The organism is Streptomyces sp. NPDC057900 (assembly GCF_042887885.1).
In the GTDB taxonomy this organism is placed as follows: Bacteria; Actinomycetota; Actinomycetes; order Streptomycetales; family Streptomycetaceae; genus Streptomyces.
The window spans coordinates 285,661-309,595 of sequence record NZ_JBHVOI010000004.1; the positions used below are offsets into that span (position 1 = coordinate 285,661).

Here is a 23,935-nt window from a genome sequence, read left to right on the forward strand (position 1 = left end):
AGAGCGCACATGCTGAGTCGGAACGTGATCGACGCCATCGGCAACACGCCGCTGGTACGTCTGCGGCTGGGAGCCGAACGGGATGTCGCCGTCTACGCCAAGCTGGAGATGAACAACCTGTTCGCGATGAAGGACAGGGTGGCCAAGCAGATCATCACCGAGGCGCGCAGGAGCGGTGTGCTGGCGCCGGGCGCCCCGATCGTGGAGAGCTCCTCCGGCACGATGGCCCTCGGGGTCGCCCTGGTGGGCACCGCGCTCGGCCACCCCGTGCACATCGTCACCGACCCGCGGATCGACCGGACGACGCTGGCGAAGCTGAAGGCGCTGGGTTGTGAGGTGCACGTGGTCACGGCCATGGACACCCAGGGCTGGCAGGGCGCCAGGCTGACCCGGCTGCGGGAGATCATGGACCGGCTCCCCGGTACGTTCTGGCCCAAGCAGTACGAGAATCCGCAGAACCCGGCCGCCTACCGGTACTTGGCCGGCGAACTCCTCGCCGATCTGGACACCGTGGACGTGGTGGTCGGAGCGGTGGGCAGCGGCGGTTCGCTGTGCGGTACCTCGCGGGTGCTGCGCGAGACCTTTCCCGAGCTGTACGTGGTCGGGGTGGACTGCGTCGGCAGTGTGCTGTTCGGCCAGCCCGACCGGCCCAAGCGGCTGCAGAGCGGCCTGGGCAACAGCCTGCACCCGAAGAACCTCGACCAGGACCTGCTCGACGAGGTGCACTGGCTCAACGACCACGAGGCGTTCGGCGCGACCCGGGACCTGGCCCGGGAGGAGAAGCTGTTCGCCGGGAACACCTCCGGTTCGGTCTACCGGGTGCTGGGCGCGATGGCGGACCGGGCCGCCCCCGGGACGAGCATCGTGGGCATCTTCCCGGACCGGGGGGACCGCTACACGGACACGGTGCACAGCGACGAGCACTGGGCCGAGCAGGACCTGGAGCGGCTGCCGCTCGCCACGGTGCCGCGCCAGGTCCTGGACGGCACCGAGGTGCACAGCTGGTCGTTCCGCCGCAACCGCGCCGACGCCCCGCGCCCGGCGTTCGTCTTCGTGGAGTCCAACACCACCGGAACCGGCATGCTGGCGCTGCGGATCGCGGCGGAGGCCGGATACGAGGCGGTGCTCGCGACGGCGGACCCCAGCCGGTACGCCGGTCTTGAGGAGACCGGTGCCACGGTCGTGGACTGCGCCACCAACGACACGGAGGCGCTGATTCGGGCGGTGACCAAGGCGTTCGAGCCCGGGTGCGTCGCCGGGGTCTCCACCACCAGCGAGTTCTATCTGGTGAGCGCCGCCGCGCTGGCCACCGCGGTGGGCCTGCCCGCGGAGAGCGAGGCGGCGATAGCCGGCTGCCGGGACAAGGGCGAGCTGCGCCGCACCCTCGCACGGGCCGGCGTCGGTCAGCCCGCCTTCGAGGTGGTCGGGGACGGGCGGGCCGCAGCCGCGGCGGCGGACCGGATCGGTACGCCCTGTGTGGTCAAGCCGGTCGACGACTCCGGCTCGACACGGGTGCGGCGCTGTGACTCCCCGGCGGAGGCGGCCGCCCTGGCCGAGGAGATCGTGGCGGTACGGACCAACGGGCGCGGACAGGCCACGGCGGGCCGGGCCCTGGTCGAGGAGTATCTCGACGCCCCTGAGTACAGCGTGGAGATGTTCGGGCTCGACGGCGACCAGCGGCTGGTCGGCATCACGGAGAAGACCGTGACCGGCGCGCCGAACTTCGTGGAGTCCCGGCACATCGTTCCGGCCGATCTGCCGGCCGATGTGGCGGGCCGGCTGGAGCGGACCGTGCGGGACGCGCTGACCGCCACGGGCCTGGGCCGGGGCCCGACCCACACCGAGGTCAAGGTCACCGCGTCCGGCGGCGCGGTGGTCGAGATCAACCCGAGGCTCGCGGGCGGTCTGATCCCCGAGCTCTACCGCCTGGCCACCGGGGTGGACCTGCTCACGGCCCAGGTGCGCTATGCCAGCGGGGGCGTCCCGACGCTCCCCGGGGGCTTCGAACGGTACGCGGGCATCCAGTTCCTCCTGCCGCCGGAGGCCGGGGTGCTGGAACGCGTCGACGGCCTGGCGGAGGCCCGTGCCGTCGCGGGGGTCGAACGGGTGACGGTCGCCGCCGCCGGCACCGCGGTGGCCCCGCCCACGGACGCCTACGGGCGCGCCGGACACATCGTCGCGGTCGGGGAGAGCCGGGCGGCGGTCGTCGAGGCCCTGGACCGGGCCGCCGCGCTGATCAGATTTGAGCTACGCGGCCGCTGAGGGCACCGCAGCGTGTCGGCGAAGGCCCCCGTCCCCGGATCGAGGAGGGCGGGGGCCTTCGTGCCGAGTGGCCGGATGTCGCCCAACTCCCCGTCAGCGCAAGGCGTTTCCCTGAGCATCCCGATTGACGACCCGACTTTCGCATGTAATATATCGCTGACAGGTATCAGCACAGTGTTACGCAAGTAGGGGGTTGCAACCAGTGAAGAAGAAATCGACCACTGTCAGGATCGCGAGCTGGAGCGCGGCTCACCCCTGGCGGGCCATCGTGGGATGGTTCGTCTTCGTTGTGCTGTGCCTGGGCGCCGCAGCCGTCGTCGGCACCAACAGCGCCACCACGGAGGACTACCGGGTCGGCAAGGCCGGGCAGGCCGAGGCGCTGGCCACCGAGGGCGGCCTGGAGCGCCGGCCGGTCGAGCAGATCGTCATCGACTCCCCGTCCCGTCCGCTGGACCTGGCGGCGGCCCGGGCGGCCGCCGCCGACGTGACGACGCGGATGGGGAAGCTGCCGGAGGTCGACCGGGTGGAGAAGCCGGTCGTCTCGAAGAACGGCAAGGTGCTCCTGGTCGAGGTGGTCATGAAGGGCGAGGAGCTCGCCGCCCGCAAGAGCGTCGACCCGCTCGTCGCACAGACCGCCGAGGTCCAGAAGAGCCACCCGGAGCTGCGGGTCGCGGAGACCGGCGGGCCCTCCATGAGCAAGGGCCTGGACAAGCAGCGCGGTGACGACCTCCTCTTCTCGGAGATGCTCACCCTGCCGGTCACGATCATCACCCTGATGATCGCCTTCGCCTCGGTGATCGCGGCCGGTGTCCCCGTGCTGCTGGCGATGTCCTCGATCGCCGCGGCGATGGGCCTGTCCGCCCTGGCGTCGCACGTCCTCCCGGACGCCGGTGTCGGCAACAACATCATCCTGCTGATCGGTATGGCCGTCGGCGTCGACTACTCGCTCTTCTACCTGAAGCGGGACCGTGAGGAACGGGCCCGCGCGGGCGGCAGGCTCGGTTCACAGGCCATTGTCCAGCTCGCGGCCGAGACCGCAGGCCGGGCCATCGTGGTCTCCGGCCTCGCGGTGATCGTCTCCACCGCGACCCTCTACCTGGCGGCCGACGTCATCTTCTCGTCGCTGGCCACCGGCACCATCGTCGTGGTCCTCGTGGCCATGGCCAGCTCGCTGACCGTGCTGCCCGCGCTGCTGGCCAAGCTCGGGGCGCGCTCGGAACACCGGGCCGCCCGCCGCGCGGAGAAGGGCAAACGGAACCGCGACCACGGCGGGACCAGCAAGGTGTGGCAGACGATCCTGCGGCCCGCGACCCAGCACCCGGTGATCACCCTGGTGGTCTCCACGCTGGTGATGCTCGGCCTGGCCGCACCCGCGCTCGGCCTCAATCTGAGCGTGCTGGGCAAGGACACCTTCTCCCGCGACATCCCGGCGGTGCGGACCTACGACAGGCTGATGTCGGCCTTCCCGGAGAAGCTGGTCCAGCACCAGGTCGTGGTGCGTTCGGACAAGTCCCACGAGCCGCAGACAGCGCAGGCGCTGGCGGACCTCCGCAAGCGCGCCCAGGCCGACCCGCTGTTCGCCAAGGACGCGGACGCCGCGGTGCGTACCTCCGACGACGGCCTCATCAGCAGTCTGACGCTGTCCGTGCCGTTCAAGCCCAGCTCCTCCCAGGCGCTGGACTCGCTCGACCACATCCGTGACGACTACCTGCCCGCGACGGTCGGCAAGGTGGCCGGCACCGAGGCGTATGTCACCGGTGACATCGCCCGCGACGTCGACTACCTCGACCACCAGAACTCCAAGCTCCCGCTCATCGTCGGGTTCCTGCTGCTGGTGACGTTCCTGGTGACGGTCGCGGCGTTCCGCTCGGTCGTGATCGGCCTGCTCGGTGTCGTACTGAACCTGCTGTCCGCCGCCGCGGCCTTCGGTCTGCTGGTCGTGGTCTTCCAGGGCAACTGGGCGCAGGGACTACTGGACTTCAACGCCACCGGCGCCGTCGGGTCCCGGGTGCCGCTGTTCCTCTTCGTCATCCTCTTCGGACTGTCCATGGACTACCAGGTCTTCGTGGTCAGCCGGATCCGGGAGGCGGCGCTGCGCGGAGTCGATACCCGTACGGCGGTACTGGAGGGCATCGGCAGCTCCGCGGGGGTGGTGACCAGCGCCGCGGTCGTCATGGTCACCGTCTTCTCCAGCTTCATCTTCCTCAACCTCGTCGAGATGAAGCAGATGGGATTCAGCCTCGCGGTGGCGGTCCTGCTGGACGCCTTCATCGTGCGCATCATGATCCTGCCCTCGGCCCTGACCCTGCTGGGCAAGGCGAGCTGGTGGCCCTCCCGCAGCATTCACCGGGCCCTGACGCAGACTGCCGGATCCGCCGGACCCGCGGAGCCGGTCGTGCCCGAACTCCGCCAGGCCCAGGAAACCGGGCGGTTCTAGACCACAGCTGCCGGCTTCGGCAGCTCTCCGATCGGCCCTCCACCCCCGGGAGGGCAGCCTGCTGGGCCGCTCGCCACGAGTGGCCCAGCAGGCGTTCGGGACACCGGCCACCGCTCGGGCCATACGCGTGCCGGTATGGGAGGAGCCGGCAGATGGTATTTCCCAGCGTTGCCCCCGGCAGGCCAGGCTTTGGATCCAGGCACGAAAGACGGGGGTAAGAAACGGTGGAGATACACATACTCGGTTCACTCACATTGACCCAGGGGTTCCAGCGCTGGGGGGTCGCCTCGAAGCGGATGAGCGTCGTACTCGCGCTTCTCGCCCTCTCTCCCGGCCAGCCCGTACCGTTCGACCAGCTCGTGGACGAGCTGTGGGGCAACGAACGGATCGCCAATTCCAAGAACGCCCTTCAGGCGAACGTCACCCGGCTGCGGAAGCTGCTGGCCTCCATCACGGGAAGGCAGGGCAGCGATGTGATCCGTACCGTCAGCGGCGGCTATGCCCTCGACATTCCCGCGGAGGCGGTGGACGCCCACCGGTTCCGGGTGCTGGCGGAGCAGGGCGCGGCGCTCGTCGCGACCGACGCGCCGCGAGCGGTCGAGGTGCTGGAGGAGGGCCTCGGCATGTGGCGCGGCATGGCCCTGCTGGATCTCGCCGAGGGGTTCAGGTGCCGGATGGAGGCCGCGCAGCTGGACGAGCGCCGGCTCACCGCGTACGAGGACCTCATCACCGCGAAGCTGGCGGTCGGCGTGGAACGGGTGTCGGTCCCGGAGCTGCGGCACCTGGCGGCCGAACATCCGGGCCGGGAACGGCTCAGCGAGCTGCTGATGCTCGCCCTCTACCGCGAGGGCCGGCAGACCGAGGCGCTGGAGGTCTTCCACGGCACCCGCCGCCGTCTCGCCGACGATCTCGGCCTGGAGCCGGGGCGCTCGTTGCACGAGATCTACCAGGCCATCCTGAAACAGGACGATATCCTCGGGCGCCCGCGGCGCTTCCTGACACAGACTGTGTGAGCAACTGGCCTGCCCGCCGATCGAGCCTAGGATCGAAAAGGCGGGGGCCTGCCGGAAGAATCCGGTGTCGGTGCCTCGCTCTGGGATCTGGGTTGCGAGCCGAGGAGCCAAGTCTGCGATGGACGTCGAGTTGCGGCATGCCCGACTGGTAATCGCCATCGCAACCGCCCGGAGCATATCCAAGGCAGCTGCCCGACTCGACCTTCCGCAACCTGCCCTGTCCAACCAACTCAGGCGCATAGAAAGGCAACTGGGCGGCGAGATCTTCGCCCGTTCGCACCTCGGCGTGGTGCCCACGCCGCTCGGCGAGCGGCTGATGCCGATGTTCATCGACCTCGCCCGGTCCGGTGACGCCCTGCTCGCCGAGGCGACCGCGGCGACCACCGACACCCTGCTCATCGGGAACGTCGAGTGGACTCCGCCCGCCCTGCGCGAGGCGATCACGGCTTCGCTGCCCGCCGTTGACGTACGGACCGAGACGGTGGACCCGGCCGATGCCATGGACGCGCTCAGGGAGGGGCGGCTCAACCTGGCCCTGGTGCCCAGGGTGCGGACCGGTCCGGTGAACGAGGCCGGACTGGTGCCGCTCAGCACGGCTGTCGTGGTGAACGAGCCGGTGTGGCTCGCGCTGCCGATCGGCCACCGGATATCGGGCCCGGAGCCGGTCGACGCCGAGCAGGTCAGGTCCCTGAGCTGGGTCCGCTATGCACGGGGGCACTGGTTCCAGGGCATCGAGGAGGAGGCGTTCGCCGCGCTGGCCGGCGACACCTCCGCCTCGGCGCACCGCGTGGGCGGGCACCACGAGGCGATGAGCTGGGTCCGGGACGCCGGAATGGCCGCGCTGACCATTCCCACCGGCGCCACCAAGGACGTGGAACTGGTACCGGTCGCCAACGCCCACACCTGTGAACTGCTGCTGGCGTGGCGCAGCGAGGCGATCAGCCGGACGGTCCTGCACAGACTGCTGGAGAGCGTGCGCCGTTACTACTGCGTGTACGCGAGCACCATTCCGAGCTACTGGGCGTGGATGGTGGATCACCCCGAACAGTTCCGCGAAGTGGGGCACTACCTGCCGCGGAGGTCCCGGCAGCGGTCCGTCTCGCGGTAGGGCCGTCAGCTCGCAGTCAGCCGGTTGTCAGGCGGATACCTCAGCATCGAGCGCATGACTACTGCAGCCACGAGCGCCGAGCGCCGCGCCCAGATCAAAGACATCATCTGCGACATCCTGGAGATCGAGCCCGCCGAGATGACCGACACCAGTCGGTTCAAGGAGGACCACGAGGCCGACTCCATGGGTGCCATCGAAATCCTCTCCTCCCTCGAACGCGCCTTCGGCGTCGACATCGATCAGAGCGAACTCGCCCGCATGACCAACCTCGACGCCGTGGTCGCCGTCGTCGACGAGGCCGTGGCCGCCAAGTAGCCGCCGCTGTCCGGCCCGGTTGCATCCCGGCCGGGCGTGGAGGATTGGAGTACAAGGTGTACGACAACGATCAGCGGCCACGCCAGGTGGTGATCACCGGGCTGGGCCTGGTCACCAGTATCGGGCTCGGAGTCGAGGAGTTCCTGGACGGCCTGCGCGAGGGCCGCAGCGGGGCCAAGCCCATCACGGCCTTCGACACGACCGGGTTCGCGCACTCCCAGGGGTGCGAGGTCACCGACTTCCGGCCCGAGGACTGGATCCGCACCGTCGATCCCGAGGAACTCGGCCGGGCCACCCAGTTCGCGGTGGCGGCGGCCGGTATGGCGGTCGCCGACGCCGGGATCAGTCCGCAGGAGCTCCGGGCCCGACGAGCACTGGTGTCGGTCGGTACGACCGACGCGGAGTCCCGCGACCTCGACGTGCTGGCCGGTGAGCAGCTCGACCGGGGCCCGGAGCAGCTCACCCGGGGGATCGTGCGCAGGGCGCACGCCAGCCGGCTGTCCTCCGGCATCGCCCGGGAGCTCGGGCTGGTCGACGTCGAGACGCTGACCATCCCCACCGCCTGCGCCGCCGGCAACTACGCGATCGGCAGCGGGTACGACGCCATCCGCTCGGGTGACGTCGAGGTGGCGCTCTGCGGCGGAGCCGACGCGGTCTGCCGTAAGACGTTCGCGGGCTTCTACCGGCTCGGCACCATCGCGCCCGAGGTCTGCCAGCCCTTCGACCGGGACCGCAAGGGCATCCTCACCGGAGAGGGCGCCGGGATCCTGATGATGGAGAGCCTGGAGTCCGCGCGGGCCCGCGGTGCCCGCATCTACGCCGAGGTCCTGGGTTACGGGCTCAACTGCGATGCCCACCACCCCGTCGCACCGGACCGGGACAGCCTCGCCCGGTGCATGACACTGGCGCACCGCAACGCCGGAATCACCGCCCAGGACGTCGACTTCATCTCGGCCCACGGCACCGGCACCAAGGCGAACGACGTGACGGAGACCGGCGCCATCCGGCAGGTGTTCGACGTGCCGCCCCCCACCGTCTCCGTCAAGTCGATGGTCGGGCACAGCATGGGCGCGGCGAGCGCCCTGGGCTCCGCCGCCTGCGCGCTGGCCATAGCGGAGGGGTTCATCCCGCCCACGATCAACCACAGGGAGACCGACCCGGACTGCGGACTCGACTGCGTCCCCAACGAAGCGCGCCAGGCAGATCTGTCCGTGGTGCAGAACAACGCGCTCGCTTTCGCGGGCAACAACGCCGTGCTGGTTCTGGGACGGCACCGGGAGGCTTCCTGATGTCCGCGCTGGTCTTCTCCACCTGGTCCGCCGTGTCCCCGTTCGGGGTGGGCGCGGACCCGTTCGCCGAGGGGATACGGGCCGGCCGCACCGCCGTCGCCGGTCTCGACCTGGACGCCTACCCCGGACCGTTCCGACAGGGCGCGCTGATACCGGACTTCAGCGCCGCCGCGCACCTGGGCAAGAAGGGCACCCGCAGCATGGACCGGGTCACCGCCATCGCGGTGACCGCCGTCGGGCAGCTGCTCGCGGACGCGGGCCTGCTGGCGGAAGGGGGAGCGGGGCTGACGGACCGGCCCGAGGAGACCGGGCTGGTGCTCGGCACCGGCTCGGGCAGCGTCCAGAGCATCATGGACTTCACCCGGGACTCGCTCACCGCCGAGCGGCCCTACCACGTCGACCCGGCCCGCTTCCCCAACACGGTGATGAACCGGGCCGCCGGGCAGAGCGCGATCTGGCACCGCATCAAGGGCCCCAACACCACGATCGCGGGCGGCCGGCTGACCGGCCTGACCGCGCTGAGCTACGCCGCCCGGCTGCACCGGGGCGGACACTGCGCCCGGATCCTGTGCGGGGCCGCGGAGGAGTACTCCGTGCAGCGGGCCTGGCTCGAATGGCACGGCCGGGACGGGGACGACCGGGAGACCCCGCTCGGCGAGGGCGGCGCGGTCTTCCTGCTGGAGACCGCCGAGGACGCGCGCGACGCCGGGCGACGCGTCCGGGCCCGGTTCCTCACCACCCGCTTCCGCGCCTTCGGCGCTCCGGGCGAGGCCAGGGAGGCCCTGGCCGAGTGCGTGCGCGACGCCCTGAAACAGGTGGGCGGCCGGGCCGAGGACATCGAGCTGGTGGCCCCGGTGGAGACCGGCGGGGTCCTCGCGGGCGTCGAGGAGCTGGCGGTCGAGGACGTGCTGGGCCGGGTCCGGCCCCGGTGGCTGGGCAGCCGGGCCCTGCTGGGCGACACCTCGGCGGCGGCGTCGAGCCTCCAGCTCGCGGCGCTGCTGACGGCGATCGAGGACGAAGAGACCACTCCCGGAGCGCTCGCGCTGGTCACGGCGGTCGACCGGGACGGAACAGTCGGGTGCGCGCTGCTGGCGGCCCCCGGGGACGAGGAGAACTGATCGTGGAGACAACCGCCCGCAGGGTCGCCCTGGTGACCGGGGGCTCCCGGGGCATCGGGCGCCACGTGGTCACCCGGCTCGCCAGGGACGGCTTCGACGTGGCGTTCTGCTACCGGTCCGACGAGGACGCCGCGGAGCGGACCGCGGAAGAGGCGCGCAAGGAAGGCGCGGCGGTGTTCACCGCCCGCACCGACGTCGCGGATCCGAAAGCGGTACGGGACTTCGTCCGGGCCACGGAGAAGGAGATCGGCCCGCTGCACGCGGTGGTCTCCTGCGCCGGAATCGTCCGGGACAACCCGCTGGTGATGCTGTCCGACAAGGACTGGGACGCGGTCCTGCGCACCAACCTGGACGCTACGTACCACCTGTGCAAGGCCGCCGTCTTCTCGATGATGAAGCGCCGGGCGGGCAGCGTGGTGACCATGTCGTCCGTCGCGGGCGTCTACGGCAACGCGACCCAGACCAACTACTCGGCCTCCAAGGCCGGGATCATCGGTTTCACCAAGGCCCTGGCCAAGGAGGCCGGCCGCTACGGGGTGCGTGCCAACGCCGTGGCCCCGGGGTTCATCGAGACGGACATGCTCTCCGGTCTCGCGGAGGACCACATCGGCAAGATGACCGAGCGCATCCCGCTCGGCCGCTTCGGCCGCCCGGAAGAGGTGGCCGACCTGGCGTCCTTCCTGGTCTCCGACCGGGCCTCCTACATCACCGGCCAGGTGCTCGGTGTCGACGGCGGACTCGTCGTCTGAGCGTGGACGGCCCCCCGGACAGGCCCCGAGGCCTGTCCGGCGGTACCCAGCGATTCGAAGGGGAAGGGCAGCATGCCCAGAAACAAGACGCCTCGGTTCTACTTCTCACTGCGCAGCCCCTACTCGTGGCTCGCCCACCGCGAACTGACGAGCCGCCACCCGGAACTGGTCGAGCGGCTGGAGTGGGTGCCGTTCTTCGAACCGGACGAGGAGAGCGGGCGGCTGCTCCAGGAGCGCGGCGGCCAGTTCCCGTACTCGGAGATGTCGCGGGCGAAGAACATGTACGTGCTCCAGGACATCGGCCGGATCACCAAGGCGCGCGGCATCACCGTCAACTGGCCGGTGGACAAGAAACCGGTCTGGGAAGTCCCGCACCTGGGATACCTGGTGGCCGCGCGGGAGGGCCGAGGCCAGGACTACATCGCCGCGGTCTACCGGGCCAGGTTCGGCGAGGGCCGGAACATCTGTGATCCGGCGACCATCGCGGACATCGCCTCCGCACTGGGCCTCGATCCGGAGAAGGTCTCCCGGGCCGAGGCCGATCCGCTCCTGCGCGAACAGGGCGCGGACATCCTGATGGACGTCTGCAAGGACGGGGTCTTCGGGGTGCCCTTCTTCGTCCGCGGCTTCAACCGCTACTGGGGCCTGGACCGCCTGGACGCCTTCGTGGAACACCTGCGGGACAAGGCGCCTGCCGAGGCGCCGGCGCCCGTCGCGTCGGCCGGCGCCGTGGGCATCGGCCGCTCCGCCGACGACGGCCACGCGGGCGGCTGCGGCTGACCCGGCCGCCGTCCGGGCGGGCCGTCAGTGCGCTGTCAGCGCGCCCGGACACCATGAAACATGACGCTGCCCCTACCGACTCGAACGGCCGGCAAGGGGGGCAGCGGCACGTGTGCGCGGCCCCACGCCTGTGGACGTCGAGCGGGTGCTCACACGCTGACGGCCGCCCGGCGGCATGGACCTGATGAGCCTTTTTTCCGAGGGGATTGCAATGACTCGTGTTCCGACGGGTGGCCTGCCGCTCACCGCCGGCCAGAAGGACATCTGGTTCGACGAGAAGCTCACCGGCGGCGGTGCCACGTACAACACCGCCATCTACTGGGACATCAAGGGCCCGCTGGACCAGGAGCGCTTCGCGGCGGCGCTGGCCCGCCTCGCCGAGGAGTCGGAGTGCCTGCGGGTCCGCTTCTTCGAGGTGGACGGCGAGCCCCGGCAGATCGTCGAGGAGCTCGCCGCGCTGCCGCTGACGGTGACCGACGCGCGCGGTGCGGAAGACCCGGAGGCGCTGGTCCGCCAGGCCATCGCGGCGGACCTGCGGGTCCCCTTCACCGTGGGCGGGCACGAGCCCCTGTTCCGGCTGAGCGTGTTCACCCTCGCCGAGGACCGCACCGTGTTCTGCCTCCTCAACCACCACCTGGTCTCGGACGGCTTCAGCTACGTCATCTACTGGCAGCGGCTGTCCGCCATCTACGAGGCGATGAGCGCCGGCGCCTCGCTGGAGGAGAACCGGTTCGCCCCGCTGAACACGCTGATCGAGGCGGAGGCCGCCTACGTCGGCTCACCCCGCCACGAGCGCGACCAGGCCTACTGGCAGGAGCACTTCGCGGACTCCCCGGAGCTGGTGACCCTGGCCCGCCGGGACGCCGAGCCGGCCCAGTCCTTCCTGCGCGAGGAGACCGTCCTGGCCGACGAGCTCGCCGAGCGGCTGCGCGCGGTCGCCTGGGACGCCCGGGTGACCTGGCAGACCGTGCTGGTCGCGGCGCTCGGCGCGTACACCCGGCGGATGACGGGCACGGACGACACCCTGCTGTCGCTGCCGGTCACCGCACGGGTCGGCGGCACGATGCAGAACATCCCCGGCATGGTCGTCAACTACCTGCCGCTGCGGCTGCGGATCCGCCCGGAGACGACCCGCGGCGAGCTGCTGTCCGCCGCGTACAAGGAGATCTCCGGAGCGCTCAAGCACCAGCGCCACCGGGTCAGCAGGATCCGGCGCTCCATGGGCCTGGGCAGCGACGACCGGCGCCCCTTCGGCCCGTTCCTCAACATGATGCCGCAGATCGAGAAGCTGACGATCGGCCCGTGCGAGGCCGTCCTGCACAGCCCGTCCACCGGGCTGGTGGACGATCTGGAGTTCACCATCGCGGACAAGGGCGCGAACGGGGTCGGCATCGACCTCAGCGCCAACGAGAGCCGGTACGACCGCGCGGAGGCCCGCGGCCACCTCCAGAGGTTCATCGGCTACCTCGACCGTTTCCTGACGGCCGGCCCCGACGACCGGCTCGGCACGCTGGAACTGCTCCTGCCGCAGGAGGCGGAGCTGCTCACCGGGACCCTCACCGGTCCGGAGCGGCCCGAGCCCTACCTCGGTGTGGTGGAACGCGTACGGGCCAGGGCGGCGGAGCGGCCCGACGCCGTCGCGGTGACCGACGACTCCGGCAGCCTGACCTACGCCCGGCTGACCGGCCGCGCGAGCGCCCTCTCCCGGCGGCTGGCGGGGACCACCGGACTGGTGGCCGTACTGGTCGAGCCCGGACGGGAGTTCGTCGTCACGGAGCTGGGTGTGCTCGGCTCCGGCCGCGCCTTCCTGCCCCTCGACTCCCGCTCCCCGCTCGCCCGGCTGACCGCGCTGCTGTCCGACAGCGGCGCCACCACCCTGGTGACCGACGCCGCCTGCCAGGAGCTGGCCGGACGGCTGGCCGCGGCGGCCGGGCGGGACGTCCCCCTGGTGGCGCTGGACGACGCGGAGGACCCGCAGAACGCCCTCGCGCCGGTGGCCGGCGGGCCGCAGGACCTCGCGTACGTCATCTTCACCTCCGGGTCCACGGGCCGCCCCAAGGGCGCGATGGTGCAGCGCGGCGGCATGATCAACCACCTGCTGGCCAAGGTCGAGGAACTCTCGCTGACCAGGACCGACAGCCTGGTGCACAACGCCCCCGTCACCTTCGACATCACGGTCTGGCAGACCCTGACGACGCTGCTGGCCGGCGGCCGGGTCCGGGTGGTCAGCCGGGACGCGGCGGCCGACCCCGACGCCCTGTTCGGGACCATCGGGGCCGAGGGCCTGACCGTGCTGGAAGTGGTTCCGTCCCTGCTGCGCGCCACCCTCGACGCGTGGGACACCACCGGCAGCGCCCCCGAACTGCCGGGCCTGCGCTGGATGATCTCCAACGGCGAGGCGCTCGCACCCGAACTGTGCGCCCGCTGGTTCCGCCGCTACCCGGCGATCCCGCTGGTCAACATGTACGGGCCGACCGAGTGCTCGGACGACGTCACGCACGACTACGTCCGCCACGGCGACGTCCTGGACGGTGTGTTCGTCCCCATCGGCCGGCCGCTGCGCAACACCCTGCTGTACGTACTGGGCGACGAACTGCTGCCGGTGCCGCAGGGCGTCCCCGGCGAACTCTTCATCGGCGGCGCCGGAGTCGGCCGGGGCTACCTCGCGGACCCGCGCCGCACGGCCACCACCTTCGTCCCCGACCCCTTCGCCGGCGGCGGCGCACGGATGTACCGCACCGGCGACCGGGTGGTGCTGCGGGCGGACGGCCGGCTGGACTTCATCGAGCGCCGCGACCACCAGGTCAAGATCCGGGGACACCGGATCGAACTGGGCGAGATCGAGACGGCCCTGCGCGGACTGCCCGGCGTCGGTGACGCGGTGGTGACCGCGAGCGCGGACCAGGCCGGGCACAAACGGCTCATCGGCTACTTCGTCGCCGACCAGGGGCCGCTGGACGCTGAGGACATCCGTGCCGGGCTGGCCGGGGTGCTCCCCGGATACATGGTCCCGGCGGCCCTCACGGCCCTGGACCGGATGCCGCTGACCGCGCACGGGAAGGTGGACCGCAAGGCCCTGCCCGTGCCCGACTTCGCGGCACCGGCCGCCCTGCCCTCCGCGGCGCCCCGCAGCCGCGCGGAGGAGATCGTCAGCCAGGTGCTGGCGGAGGTGCTGGGGCTGGCCTCGGTCGGTCCGGACGACAGCTTCTTCGCCCTGGGCGGCGACAGCATCAGCTCCATCCAGGTGGTCAGCCGGGCCCGCCGGGCAGGGCTCGTCATCACCTCGCGCGATGTCTTCCTGCACCGCACCGCCTCGGCCATCGCGGCGGCGTCCCGGCCGGCCGAGGACACCGTCACGGAGGCGGCGCGGGACGGCGTCGGCGAGGTCGAGCTGACCCCCGTCGCGGACCAGCTGCGCGAGGAACTCGCCCACCTGCCCGAGGCGACACGCGAGTTCAGCCAGTACATGACCGTCACCCTGCCCGAGGGCGCCGACCACGAGCGGCTCGGCACCGCCCTGCAGGCCCTGGTGGACACCCACGACACGCTGCGGATGCGGCTGGTGGCACCGGCACCGGGGCTGTGGTCCCTGGAGACGCTGCCCCCGGGCGCCGTCAGCGCGGCCGACATGATCAGCCGGGTGGACGTCTCCGGGACCGACGGCGACCCGCTGCCCGGCCAACTGGCGGCCGCCCGCTCCCGGCTCCGCCCCGAGGACGGGCTGATGGTGCAGGCGGTGGTGCTCGACGAGGGCGCCGCCCGACCGGCGCGGCTGCTGCTCGTCATCCACCACCTGGCCGTGGACGGGGTCTCCTGGCGCATCCTGCTCCCCGACCTCGAAGCCGCGTGGAACGCGGTGGCCGCGGGCCGCCCGGTGCGGCTCGACCCCGTCGCCACGTCCTACCGGGGCTGGGCCAGGACCCTCACCGAGCAGTCCCGTACCGCCCGGCTGGTGGGCGAACTGCCCGACTGGAACAACCGGAGCGCCGACGACGACCCGCTGCTCGCGGGACGCCCGCTGGACCCGGCCGTGGACACCCAGGCCGGCGCGCGACAGGTGCGCGTCACCCTCTCCTCGGAGCGGACCGCCGAACTGCTCGGCGCGGTCCCGGCCGCCTTCCACGCCGAGGTGAACGAGGTGCTGCTGACCGGCCTCGCGCTGGCGGTCACGGACTGGCGCCGCGCCCGGGGGGTCCAGGCCACCCGGACGCTGATCGAGCTGGAGGGCCACGGCCGCGAGCCGGTCGCGGGAGAGCTGGACCTCTCGCGCACCGTCGGCTGGTTCACCAGCGTCTACCCCGTCTCCCTCGACCTCGGCGAACTCGGCCGGAACCGGCTCAAGGACGGCGGATCCGCCTCGGGCACCGCGCTCAAGCGGATCAAGGAGCAGCTGCGCGCGGTGCCCGGCCACGGCATCGGATACGGACTGCTGCGCCACCTGAACCCGCAGTCCGCCCGGGTCCTGTCCCGGCACGCCGTCCCGCAGATCGGCTTCAACTACCTGGGCCGGTTCACCACGGGCACCGGGGCCGCCTGGGAGATGGAGGCCGAGGCCTCCGGCCAGAGCGCCCACCCGGAGACCCCGCTGCGCTACCCGGTCGAGATCGTCACGATGACCGAGGACCGCCCCGAGGGGCCCGTGCTCTCGGCGACCTGGACGTACGCCGGCGGGCTGCTGTCGCACGACGAGGTCCAGGAGATCGCGGAGGGCTGGTTCCGGGCCCTGGGCGAACTGGCCGACCACGCCCGCCTCCCCGGCGCGGGCGGCCGTACCCCGTCGGAGTTCCCCCTGGTCACCGTCGACCAGAAGGAGATCGAGGCGTACGAGCGCGAAGAGGGGTACACGAGCGGACTGACGGACATCCTGCCGCTGTCCCCGCTCCAGCGAGGCCTGCTCTTCCAGGCCGAGTTCGACCGCCACGGCATGGACGCGTACACCCTCCAGGTCCTCATGGACATCGCCGGACCGCTGGACAGGGCCGCGCTCCGCGCCGCGGTGGCCGCGCTGCTGGAACGCAACGACGCGCTGCGCGCCGGATTCCGGGACCGGGACGCGGGCGACCCCGTACAGCTGATCCCGGAGACCGTCGAACTCCCCTGGTACGAGGTCGACCTGACGGATCTGGCGGAGGACCTCCGGGAAGCCGAGGCGGTCCGGCTGACGGACGAGGAGTGGCTGCGCCGCTTCGACGTGGCACAGCCGCCGCTGACCCGCTTCACCGTCTACGAACTGGGCCCGGAGCGCTACCGCGTGGTGTGGACCGCCCACCACATCCTGGTGGACGGCTGGTCGCTCTCCGCCGTGCTGGCACAGGAGCTCGTCACGCTGTGGTCCAACGGCGCGGACACCTCGGTGCTGCCGCCGGTCGCCTCCGTACGCGGCTACCTGGAGTGGTCGGACGCGCAGGACAAGGAAGCCGCACGGGAGGCCTGGCGGCAGGAGCTGGCCGGTGTGGACGAGCCCACCCGGCTCGGCCCCGCGGACCGCCCCCGGGTCGAGACGCTGCCGGAGACCTGGACGACCGAGCTGCCGCAGGAGCTGACCGGCGCGCTGACCGACTGGGCCCATGCCCGCGGTCTGACCATGAACACCGTCGCGCAGGGCGCCTGGGCGGTCGCCCTGGGCCGGCTGACCGGCCGGGACGACGTCACCTTCGGAGCCGTCGACTCCGGCCGCCCGGCGGACCTGCCGGGCGTGGAGCAGATCGTCGGATCGTTCATGCACACACTGCCGGTGCGGGTGCCGCTCGCCCCGGAGACCACCCTCGAACAGCTGCTGGTCGAACTCCAGTTGCGCCGGCTCGCCCTCGAACCGCACCTGCACCTGGGCCTGGCCGAGGTACAGCAGAGCATCGGCATCGGAGAGCTCTTCGACACCGTGGTGAGCTTCCACAACTACCCCACGGGTGTGCTGGACCGGATCGGTGACCACATCCCCGGCCTCTCCATGCTGGACTGGAAGGCCAGGGTGATCGCGGAGTACCCGCTGGCCCTCGGGGTGTTCCCCGGCGACCGGCTGCGGCTGGAGGCCCAGTACCGTTCCGACGTCTTCGACGCCGCACAGGTCGAGGCCGTGGTGACGCGCTTCGTCCACGTACTGGAAGCACTGGTCGCCGCCCCCGGCGCCCGGCTGGCGACCGTGGACGCCCTGGGCGACGCCGAACGCCACCAACTGCTCCAGGAGTGGGCCGGCACCCCGGGCCCCGACGCGCGGCGGCCGGCCACCGAGATCTTCGAGGCACACGCGGCGCGGACCCCCGAGCGGACCGCGGTCGTGCACGGCGAGAGCCTGGAGGAGTTCCGTTACGGAGACCTCGACGCCCGCGCCAACAAGCTGGCCCGGCTGCTGATCGACCGGGGGGTCGGACCCGAGGACGTCGTCGCCGTGGCACTGCCCCGCTCCGCCACGATGGTCGTGGCAGCCCTCGCGGTGCTCAAGGCCGGCGCGGCCTATCTCCCGGTCGACACCGGTTACCCCGCCGACCGGATCACGTACATGCTGGACGACGCCCGCCCGGTGGCCCTGCTGACGGTCCAGGAGGTGCTGGACCGGCTGCCCGCCGGGGAGACGGACGTCATCGCCGTCGACGCGGCCGACACCGTCACCGCGCTGGAGCGGCAGCCGGACCACGACGTCACCGACGCCGAACGCCGCACCCCGCTCAGCGTGAGTCACCCGGCCTACGTCATCTACACCTCCGGCTCGACCGGCCGGCCCAAGGGCGTCGTCGTCGAACACTCCGGAATGCTCGGGATGATCGCGAGCCTGGTGGAACGCTTCGGACTGGACAGCGACACCCGGGTGCTCCAGTTCGCCTCGTTCAGCTTCGACGCCTCGGTCTGGGAGATCATGCTGGCGCTGCTCACCGGCGGCTCCCTGGTGATCGCCGACGAGGAGTGCCGGACGCCGGGCCGGCCGCTGGTCGACCTCATCAACAAGACCGGGGTCAACCTGGCGGGCCTGCCCCCGGTCGTGGTGAACGGCCTGCCCGAGGGCAGCACGCTCCCCGCAGACCTGCGGCTGGCGGTGGCCGGCGAGGCGGTGCCGGCGGAGACCGTCGAGCGCTGGGCCTCCCAGGTGCGGCTGTACAACGGCTACGGCCCCACGGAGGCCGTGGTGAGCTCCACGGTCAGCGGCCCGCTGACCGCGCCCGGCCGGCCGCCCATCGGCCGCCCGACCTCCGCACACCGGGTCTACGTGCTGGAACACGATCTGGCGCCCACCGCCGTCGGCGGCGTGGGAGAGCTGTACGTGGCCGGCGGCCTGGCCCGGGGATACCTGGACCGCCCGGACCTGACCGCGCAACGGTTCGTGGCCGACCCGTACGGGGCCCCCGGCGCCCGGATGTACCGCACCGGTGACCTGGTGCGGTGGCTGGAGAACGGCGAACTCGACTACCTGGGCCGCGCCGACGACCAGGTCCAGCTGCGGGGCTTCCGGATCGAGCTCGGTGAGATCTCCTCGGCCCTGCTGGCCCAGGACCAGGTGGCCCAGGCCACGGTCACCGTGTACGAGGACGCCGACGGGGACCGGCGGCTGGTGGCGTACGTCGTCCTCACGGACAAGGACGCCGTCGCCGACGGTCTGCGCGAGCAGCTGGCCGTATCGCTGCCCGACTACATGCTCCCCTCCGCGGTCGTGGTGCTCCAGGAGATGCCGCTGACACCCCAGGGCAAGCTGGACCGCAAGGCGCTGCCCGCGCCTGAGCTCCGCGCCACCCTGCACGGCCGTGAGCCGCGCAATCCGGCGGAGGAGATCCTCCGCGGGCTGTTCGCGGATGTCCTCGGCCTGGACCGGGTCACCATCGACGACGACTTCTTCGACATCGGCGGGCACTCCCTGCTGGCCACCCGGCTGGTCAGCCGGGCCCGCGCCGCACTGGGCGTCGAACTGCCCATCCGGGCCCTGTTCGAGGCGCGGACGGTGGCGGCCCTGGCCGAGCAGCTGGTCACCGCCGACGCGGCCCGGCCGGCACTGGCCCCGGCGCCCTCGGACGCCGATCCGGTGCTCTCCTTCGCCCAGCAGCGGCTGTGGTTCCTCAACCGGCGCGAGGGCAGGTCCACCGGCACCTACAACTCGCCGATGACCTTCCGGCTCTCCGGACGGCTCAACCCCGACGCCCTCCAGGCGGCGCTCCGCGACATCGTGGAGCGGCACGAGGTGCTGCGCACGGTCATCCCGGAGACCGACGGCCGGCCCGGTCTGCGGGTCCTGGACGCGGCCACCGGCGGCCCGGTGCTGAAGGTCCGCTCGCTGCCGGAGGCCAAGCTCGCCGCCGCGCTCGCCAAGGAGTACGACCTCGGATTCGACCTGACCGTCGAACCCCCCTTGCGGGTCAGGCTGTTCACCGTCGCCAAGGACACCCACGTCCTGCTGCTGGTCCTGCACCACATCGCCTTCGACGGATGGTCGATGGCGCCGCTGCTGGGCGACCTGTCGACCGCGTACCGTGCGCGGTGCGCCGGGCGGTCGCCCGAGTGGGCGCCGCTCCCGGTGACGTACACGGACTACGCGGTCTGGGAGCACCAGCTGCTGGGCTCCCCGCAGGACCCCGACAGCCCCGGCTCCCGCCAGCTGGAGTACTGGAAGCAGTCGCTGGCCGGGCTGCCCGAGGAGCTCACCCTGCCGACGGACTTCCCCCGGCCGGTGGCCGGCGGCGACTCCGGTGGCGAGATCCTCTTCGAGCTCGACGCCGAGCTCTACAGCACGCTGGTGGCGATCGCCCGGTCCACCGGAGCCAGCGAGTTCATGATGCTGCAGGCCGCGTTCGCGGCACTGCTGACCCGGCTCGGCGGCGGGACCGACATCCCGCTGGGCACCTCGGTGGCCGGGCGCACCGACGACGCGCTGACCGACATGGTCGGGTTCTTCGTCAACTCCCTGGTGCTGCGCACCGACACCGAGGGCGACCCGGCGTTCAGCGAGCTGCTGGCCCGGGTCCGGGAGTCCGACCTGGCCGCCTACTCCCACCAGGACGTGCCGTTCGAGCAGGTCGTGGAAGCGCTCAATCCGGTGCGCTCGCTGTCCAGGCACCCGCTGTTCCAGGTCATGCTGACGCTTCAGAACAACGAGGAAGCGCCGCTGGAACTGCCCGGCCTCACGGTGCGGCCCGAGTTCGTCGAGTCCGGCCGGATCAAGGTCGACCTCTCCCTCCAGCTGCTGAAGTGGCCCGAGGACGGCTCGATGCGGGGCCTCCTCGGCTACCGCGACGACCTGTTCACCCGGGCGGGCGCCGAGCGGATCGTGGAGTCCTTCCTTCGGCTGCTGCGCGCGGTGGCCGCGGACCCGGAGGTTCGGCTGAGCCGGATGGACGTGTTCGGCACGGACGAGCGGGACCAGGTGCTCACCGGGTGGAACGACACCGCGAAAGAGGTGCCGGCCACCACCCTGCCCGAGCTGTTCGCGGCGCAGGCGGCCCGTACCCCCGGCGCCACCGCTGTCCGGGACAAGGACGGCTCGCTGACCTACGCGGAGCTCGACGCCCGGTCGAACCGGCTGGCCCGCAAGCTGATCGAGGGCGGGGCCGGTCCGGAGCAGGTCGTGGCGGTCGCCGTGCCCCGCTCCCCGGAAGCGCTCGTCGCGATCCTCGGCGTACTCAAGTCCGGTGCGGCCTACCTTCCGGTCGAGGCGGACGAACCCGTCGAACGGCTCAAGCGGATGTTCGCGGAGGCGGCGCCGGTCCGGATCGCCACCACGGCGGCCCTGGCGCGGCGGATGCTCGCCGCCGGTACGCCTCCGATCGTGCTGGACGGGCCCGCGGTGACGTCCGCGTCGAGCGAGCCGCTGACCGCGGCGGAGCTGTCCGCACCGCTGCTGCCGGGCCACCCGGCCTATGTGATCTACACCTCCGGAGCGGGTGGCCGCCCCCGTGGCACGGTCGTCGAGCACCGCTCGGTGGTGAACTACCTGGACTGGGCCGGGGACGCCTACCGCGCCCCGCGTGCCGAAGCGCTGCTGGCCACCCCGCTGTCCTTCGACATCTCGGTGTCCGGTCTCTTCCTGCCGCTGACCACCGGCGGAACGGTGCTCCTCGGCGATCTGGTCGAGGGCGACGCCGTGGCGGGCGAGGGTGCCGGGTTCTTCAAGGGGACCCCGAGCCATCTGGAGCTGTTCGACGTACTGCCCGACAACTGCTCGCCGACGGGCGAACTGGTGCTGGCCGACGAGCCGGTGACCGGGGAGCGGCTGGACGAGTGGCGCAAGGCCCACCCGCAGGCGCGCGTGCTGACCGAGTTCGGGCCGACCGAGGTCACGGTCGGGGCGATCGCCTCCGCCGTCGAGCCCGGCGAGGAGACCCCGACGGGCACGCTGCCGCTCGGCCGGCCGATCGGCAACGTCCGGGCCTATGTGCTCGATCCCTGGCTGGGGCCGGTCGGTCCCGGTGTGGCAGGGGAGCTGTACCTCGCGGGTGACGGCCTGGCCCGGGGATACGCCGGCAGTCCGGGCGCGACCTCGGAGCGCTTCGTGGCGGCGCCGCACGGTCCCGCGGGATCGCGGATGTTCCGTACCGGTGACGTGGTGAAGTGGGACGCGGACGGCAACCTGCGCCACATCGGCCGATCGGACGGCCAGGTGCGCGTCAACGGGTTCCGGATCGCCCCCGGCGAGATCGAGGCCGTACTGGAGCGCGAACCCTCGGTCGAGCGGGCCGTGGTCGTGGCACGGGAGGACCGTCCGGGCGATGTCCGGCTGGTCGCCTACACCGTCGCCGCCGAAGGGGCGGTGGCCGACCCGGCCGCGCTGGACAAGGCCGCGCGGGCCGCCCTCGCCGGCTACCTGGTGCCGTCCCTGTTCGTACCGCTCGACGCCCTTCCGCTCACCGCCGACGGGCGGGTGGACCGGTTGGCGCTGCCCGCCCCCGAGGCGGCCACGGCGACGGCGGGCACCCCACCGCGCGATGCGACCGAGACAGCGCTGTACGACGTCGTCGCCGAGGTCCTGGGGCTGTCCAGGTTCGGTGTCGAGCAGAACCTCTTCGACGTCGGCATGGACAGCATGAAGTCACTGCGGCTGGTCAGCGGGGCCCGCGCCGCCGGGTTCGAGATCACCATCGCCGATGTCTTCGTGCACCAGAGCGTGGCCGCGCTCGCCGGAAGCTGCCGTCCGGAGCCGGCCGAAACCGAAGCCGAGGCCGACGTGGACATCGAGCCACGCAGCGGGGCGGAGGTGATGGCCGGGGCGCTCGCCTCCGCGGCGGAGCTGGACCTGACCGATCCGTTCGGCGCGATGATCGGCATCAATCCGAACGGCGCCCGGCCACCGGTCTTCTGCGTGCACGGCGGTGTCGGGTTCAGCCTGCCGTACCTGCCGCTCGCCCAGCACCTGGACCCCGAGCAGCCGATCTACGGCATCCAGGCCCCCTGCGTGGTGGACTTCGCCCCGCTGCCGGGCTCCATCGAGGAGATCGCCTCGGACTACGTACGGATGATCAAGCAGGTCCGGCCCGAGGGCCCTTACCACCTGCTCGGCTGGTCGTTCGGCGGCACCATCGTCTACGAGATGGCGCTCCAGCTCAGCCGGGCCGGCGAGGAGGTGGGAGTGCTGTCCGTACTGGACGCCTACCCGCGCACCGGCGTCCCCGACGACCGGGAGGAACAGTCGCTGTTCGCCTGGCTGCTGGAGGGCATCGGCCACCACCGTTCCGAGTTCGGGGAACGGGATCTGACGATCGGGGACATCTTCGAGACGCTCCGCCGGGACAGCAGTCCGCTGGCGGAGATGGGCGAGCGGCGGATGGCGCGGATGGTGGACCTGATGGCCCATCACCAGACCCTGAAGTCCCTCTACGCACCGGGCCGTTACGAAGGCAGGATGCAGCTCTTCGTCTCCGAGTCCCCGCTCTCCGACGGGGAGCGGACCGACAAGGTCGCTCTGTGGCAGCCGGTGTTCGACGGCCCCATGGACGTTCACCACATTGCCTGCACCCATGACGAGATGATGAGCCGCGTGCCGTTGTCCGAGATCGGGCCGGCCATCGCCGCCGAGCTGGACCGCTGGCACGCCGAGCACGAAGGCGGCCGCTCATGATGTCCCTCGCGCTCACCCCGCGCCCCGCGTCGGCCCTGTTCACGGAGATCACCGCGGTGACCGGCCGACGGCTGCGGCACCTGCGGCGGGCCCCGGCCCGGGTCCTGGGCGTGGCCCTGAGCCCGCTCGTGAGCATGATCATGCTCGGCTATCTGTTCCGGGACTCCATCAACCTGCCGGCCGGGGGCTCGTACGGGGAGTACGTGTTCGCCGGCGGCGCCGTCCAGGTCGCTCTCGCCTGCGTGGGCCCCACCGCCGTCTCCGTGGCGCTGGACCTCCAGGGCGGGATGACGGACCGGTTCCGCTCCCTGCCGATCAGCCGGCCCGCGGTACTCCTCGGGCACACCCTGGCCGATCTGCTGGTGGGGCTGCTGGGGCTGGTCATCGTCACGGGCTTCGGGCTGCTGCTCGGCTGGCGCGCGCACACCGATCCCCTGCGGGTGCTGGGGGGCTTCGGACTGATCGCCGTATTCATCTACGTCATGCTCTGGCTGGGCGTGCTGTTCGCGCTCACCCTGCGCAACGTGGAGACGATCAGTGTGATCACGCCGTTCGTGGTGATCGTGCTGCCCTTCCTGTCCAACGCCTTCCTGGCCCCGCAGAACATGCCGTCGCTGATCCGGCCGGTCGCCGAGTGGAACCCGGTCAGCGCCGTGATCGCCTGCTGCCGCCGGATGTGGGGCAACCCCGCGACGGCCGGCGGCACCTTCCCCACCGACCACCCCTGGGTGGTGGCCGGGGTGTCCCTGGGCCTGCTCCTCGCTCTCTGTTCACTGGTGAGTTTCCGCCGCTACCGCACCGCGGGCGCCTGATCCGCGGCCCTGGAGGAAGACAGC

11 protein-coding genes are annotated in these 23,935 nt (G+C 71.8%); all 11 read left to right on the forward strand.

Annotation, left to right across the window (positions count from 1 at the left end; genetic code table 11):
• Positions 1-9: 9 nt before the first annotated feature.
• Positions 10-2,262, forward strand: a complete 2,253-nt coding sequence (locus tag ACFVQ0_RS18825) for a pyridoxal-phosphate dependent enzyme (RefSeq protein WP_390089343.1) — start codon at positions 10-12, stop codon at positions 2,260-2,262.
• Positions 2,263-2,758: 496 nt separating this feature from the next.
• On the forward strand, positions 2,759-4,699 hold the full coding sequence (locus ACFVQ0_RS18830) for an MMPL family transporter (protein ID WP_390089806.1): 1,941 nt from the start codon (positions 2,759-2,761) through the stop codon (positions 4,697-4,699).
• A 296-nt stretch (positions 4,700-4,995) separates the two neighbouring features.
• Positions 4,996-5,712 carry a BTAD domain-containing putative transcriptional regulator gene (locus tag ACFVQ0_RS18835; protein WP_390089345.1) on the forward strand — a complete coding sequence of 239 codons (717 nt, stop codon included), beginning with the start codon at positions 4,996-4,998 and terminating at the stop codon, positions 5,710-5,712.
• Positions 5,713-5,830: 118 nt separating this feature from the next.
• The gene (locus ACFVQ0_RS18840; protein ID WP_390089347.1) at positions 5,831-6,820 is read left to right on the forward strand and encodes a LysR family transcriptional regulator; all 990 of its coding nucleotides are present in this window, start codon (positions 5,831-5,833) and stop codon (positions 6,818-6,820) included.
• Positions 6,821-6,874: 54 nt separating this feature from the next.
• The gene (locus tag ACFVQ0_RS18845; RefSeq protein ID WP_390089349.1) at positions 6,875-7,135 is read left to right on the forward strand and encodes an acyl carrier protein; all 261 of its coding nucleotides are present in this window, start codon (positions 6,875-6,877) and stop codon (positions 7,133-7,135) included.
• A gap of 56 nt (positions 7,136-7,191) precedes the next feature.
• On the forward strand, positions 7,192-8,424 hold the full coding sequence (locus ACFVQ0_RS18850; protein WP_390089351.1) for a beta-ketoacyl-[acyl-carrier-protein] synthase family protein: 1,233 nt from the start codon (positions 7,192-7,194) through the stop codon (positions 8,422-8,424).
• The gene (locus tag ACFVQ0_RS18855) at positions 8,424-9,542 is read left to right on the forward strand and encodes a beta-ketoacyl synthase N-terminal-like domain-containing protein (RefSeq protein ID WP_390089352.1); all 1,119 of its coding nucleotides are present in this window, start codon (positions 8,424-8,426) and stop codon (positions 9,540-9,542) included. The genes ACFVQ0_RS18850 and ACFVQ0_RS18855 overlap by 1 nt, the downstream gene beginning before the upstream one ends.
• Positions 9,543-9,544: 2 nt before the next feature.
• Complete coding sequence (gene fabG / locus ACFVQ0_RS18860; protein WP_390089354.1) at positions 9,545-10,291, forward strand: 3-oxoacyl-[acyl-carrier-protein] reductase; 747 nt, start codon at positions 9,545-9,547, stop codon at positions 10,289-10,291.
• A 72-nt stretch (positions 10,292-10,363) separates the two neighbouring features.
• Positions 10,364-11,071 carry a 2-hydroxychromene-2-carboxylate isomerase gene (locus ACFVQ0_RS18865; protein ID WP_390089356.1) on the forward strand — a complete coding sequence of 236 codons (708 nt, stop codon included), beginning with the start codon at positions 10,364-10,366 and terminating at the stop codon, positions 11,069-11,071.
• Between the two features lie 211 nt (positions 11,072-11,282).
• Positions 11,283-23,099, forward strand: a complete 11,817-nt coding sequence (locus ACFVQ0_RS18870; protein ID WP_390089358.1) for an amino acid adenylation domain-containing protein — start codon at positions 11,283-11,285, stop codon at positions 23,097-23,099.
• Positions 23,096-23,911: an ABC transporter permease gene (locus ACFVQ0_RS18875; protein ID WP_390089360.1), complete on the forward strand. Its 816-nt coding sequence runs from the start codon at positions 23,096-23,098 to the stop codon at positions 23,909-23,911. Before ACFVQ0_RS18870 ends, ACFVQ0_RS18875 begins: the two co-directional genes overlap by 4 nt.
• The last annotated feature ends 24 nt before the right edge of the window (positions 23,912-23,935 follow it).

What these genes read in the sequence shown, in the direction of transcription:
- ACFVQ0_RS18825 (WP_390089343.1), top strand. Translation starts at nt 10, where the DNA reads ATGCTGAGTCGGAACGTGATCGACGCCATCGGCAACACGCCGCTGGTA.
- ACFVQ0_RS18830 (WP_390089806.1), top strand. Translation starts at nt 2,759, where the DNA reads ATGGGGAAGCTGCCGGAGGTCGACCGGGTGGAGAAGCCGGTCGTCTCG.
- ACFVQ0_RS18835 (WP_390089345.1), top strand. Translation starts at nt 4,996, where the DNA reads ATGAGCGTCGTACTCGCGCTTCTCGCCCTCTCTCCCGGCCAGCCCGTA.
- ACFVQ0_RS18840 (WP_390089347.1), top strand. Translation starts at nt 5,831, where the DNA reads ATGGACGTCGAGTTGCGGCATGCCCGACTGGTAATCGCCATCGCAACC.
- ACFVQ0_RS18845 (WP_390089349.1), top strand. Translation starts at nt 6,875, where the DNA reads ATGACTACTGCAGCCACGAGCGCCGAGCGCCGCGCCCAGATCAAAGAC.
- ACFVQ0_RS18855 (WP_390089352.1), top strand. Translation starts at nt 8,424, where the DNA reads ATGTCCGCGCTGGTCTTCTCCACCTGGTCCGCCGTGTCCCCGTTCGGG.
- ACFVQ0_RS18865 (WP_390089356.1), top strand. Translation starts at nt 10,364, where the DNA reads ATGCCCAGAAACAAGACGCCTCGGTTCTACTTCTCACTGCGCAGCCCC.
- ACFVQ0_RS18870 (WP_390089358.1), top strand. Translation starts at nt 11,283, where the DNA reads ATGACTCGTGTTCCGACGGGTGGCCTGCCGCTCACCGCCGGCCAGAAG.
- ACFVQ0_RS18875 (WP_390089360.1), top strand. Translation starts at nt 23,096, where the DNA reads ATGATGTCCCTCGCGCTCACCCCGCGCCCCGCGTCGGCCCTGTTCACG.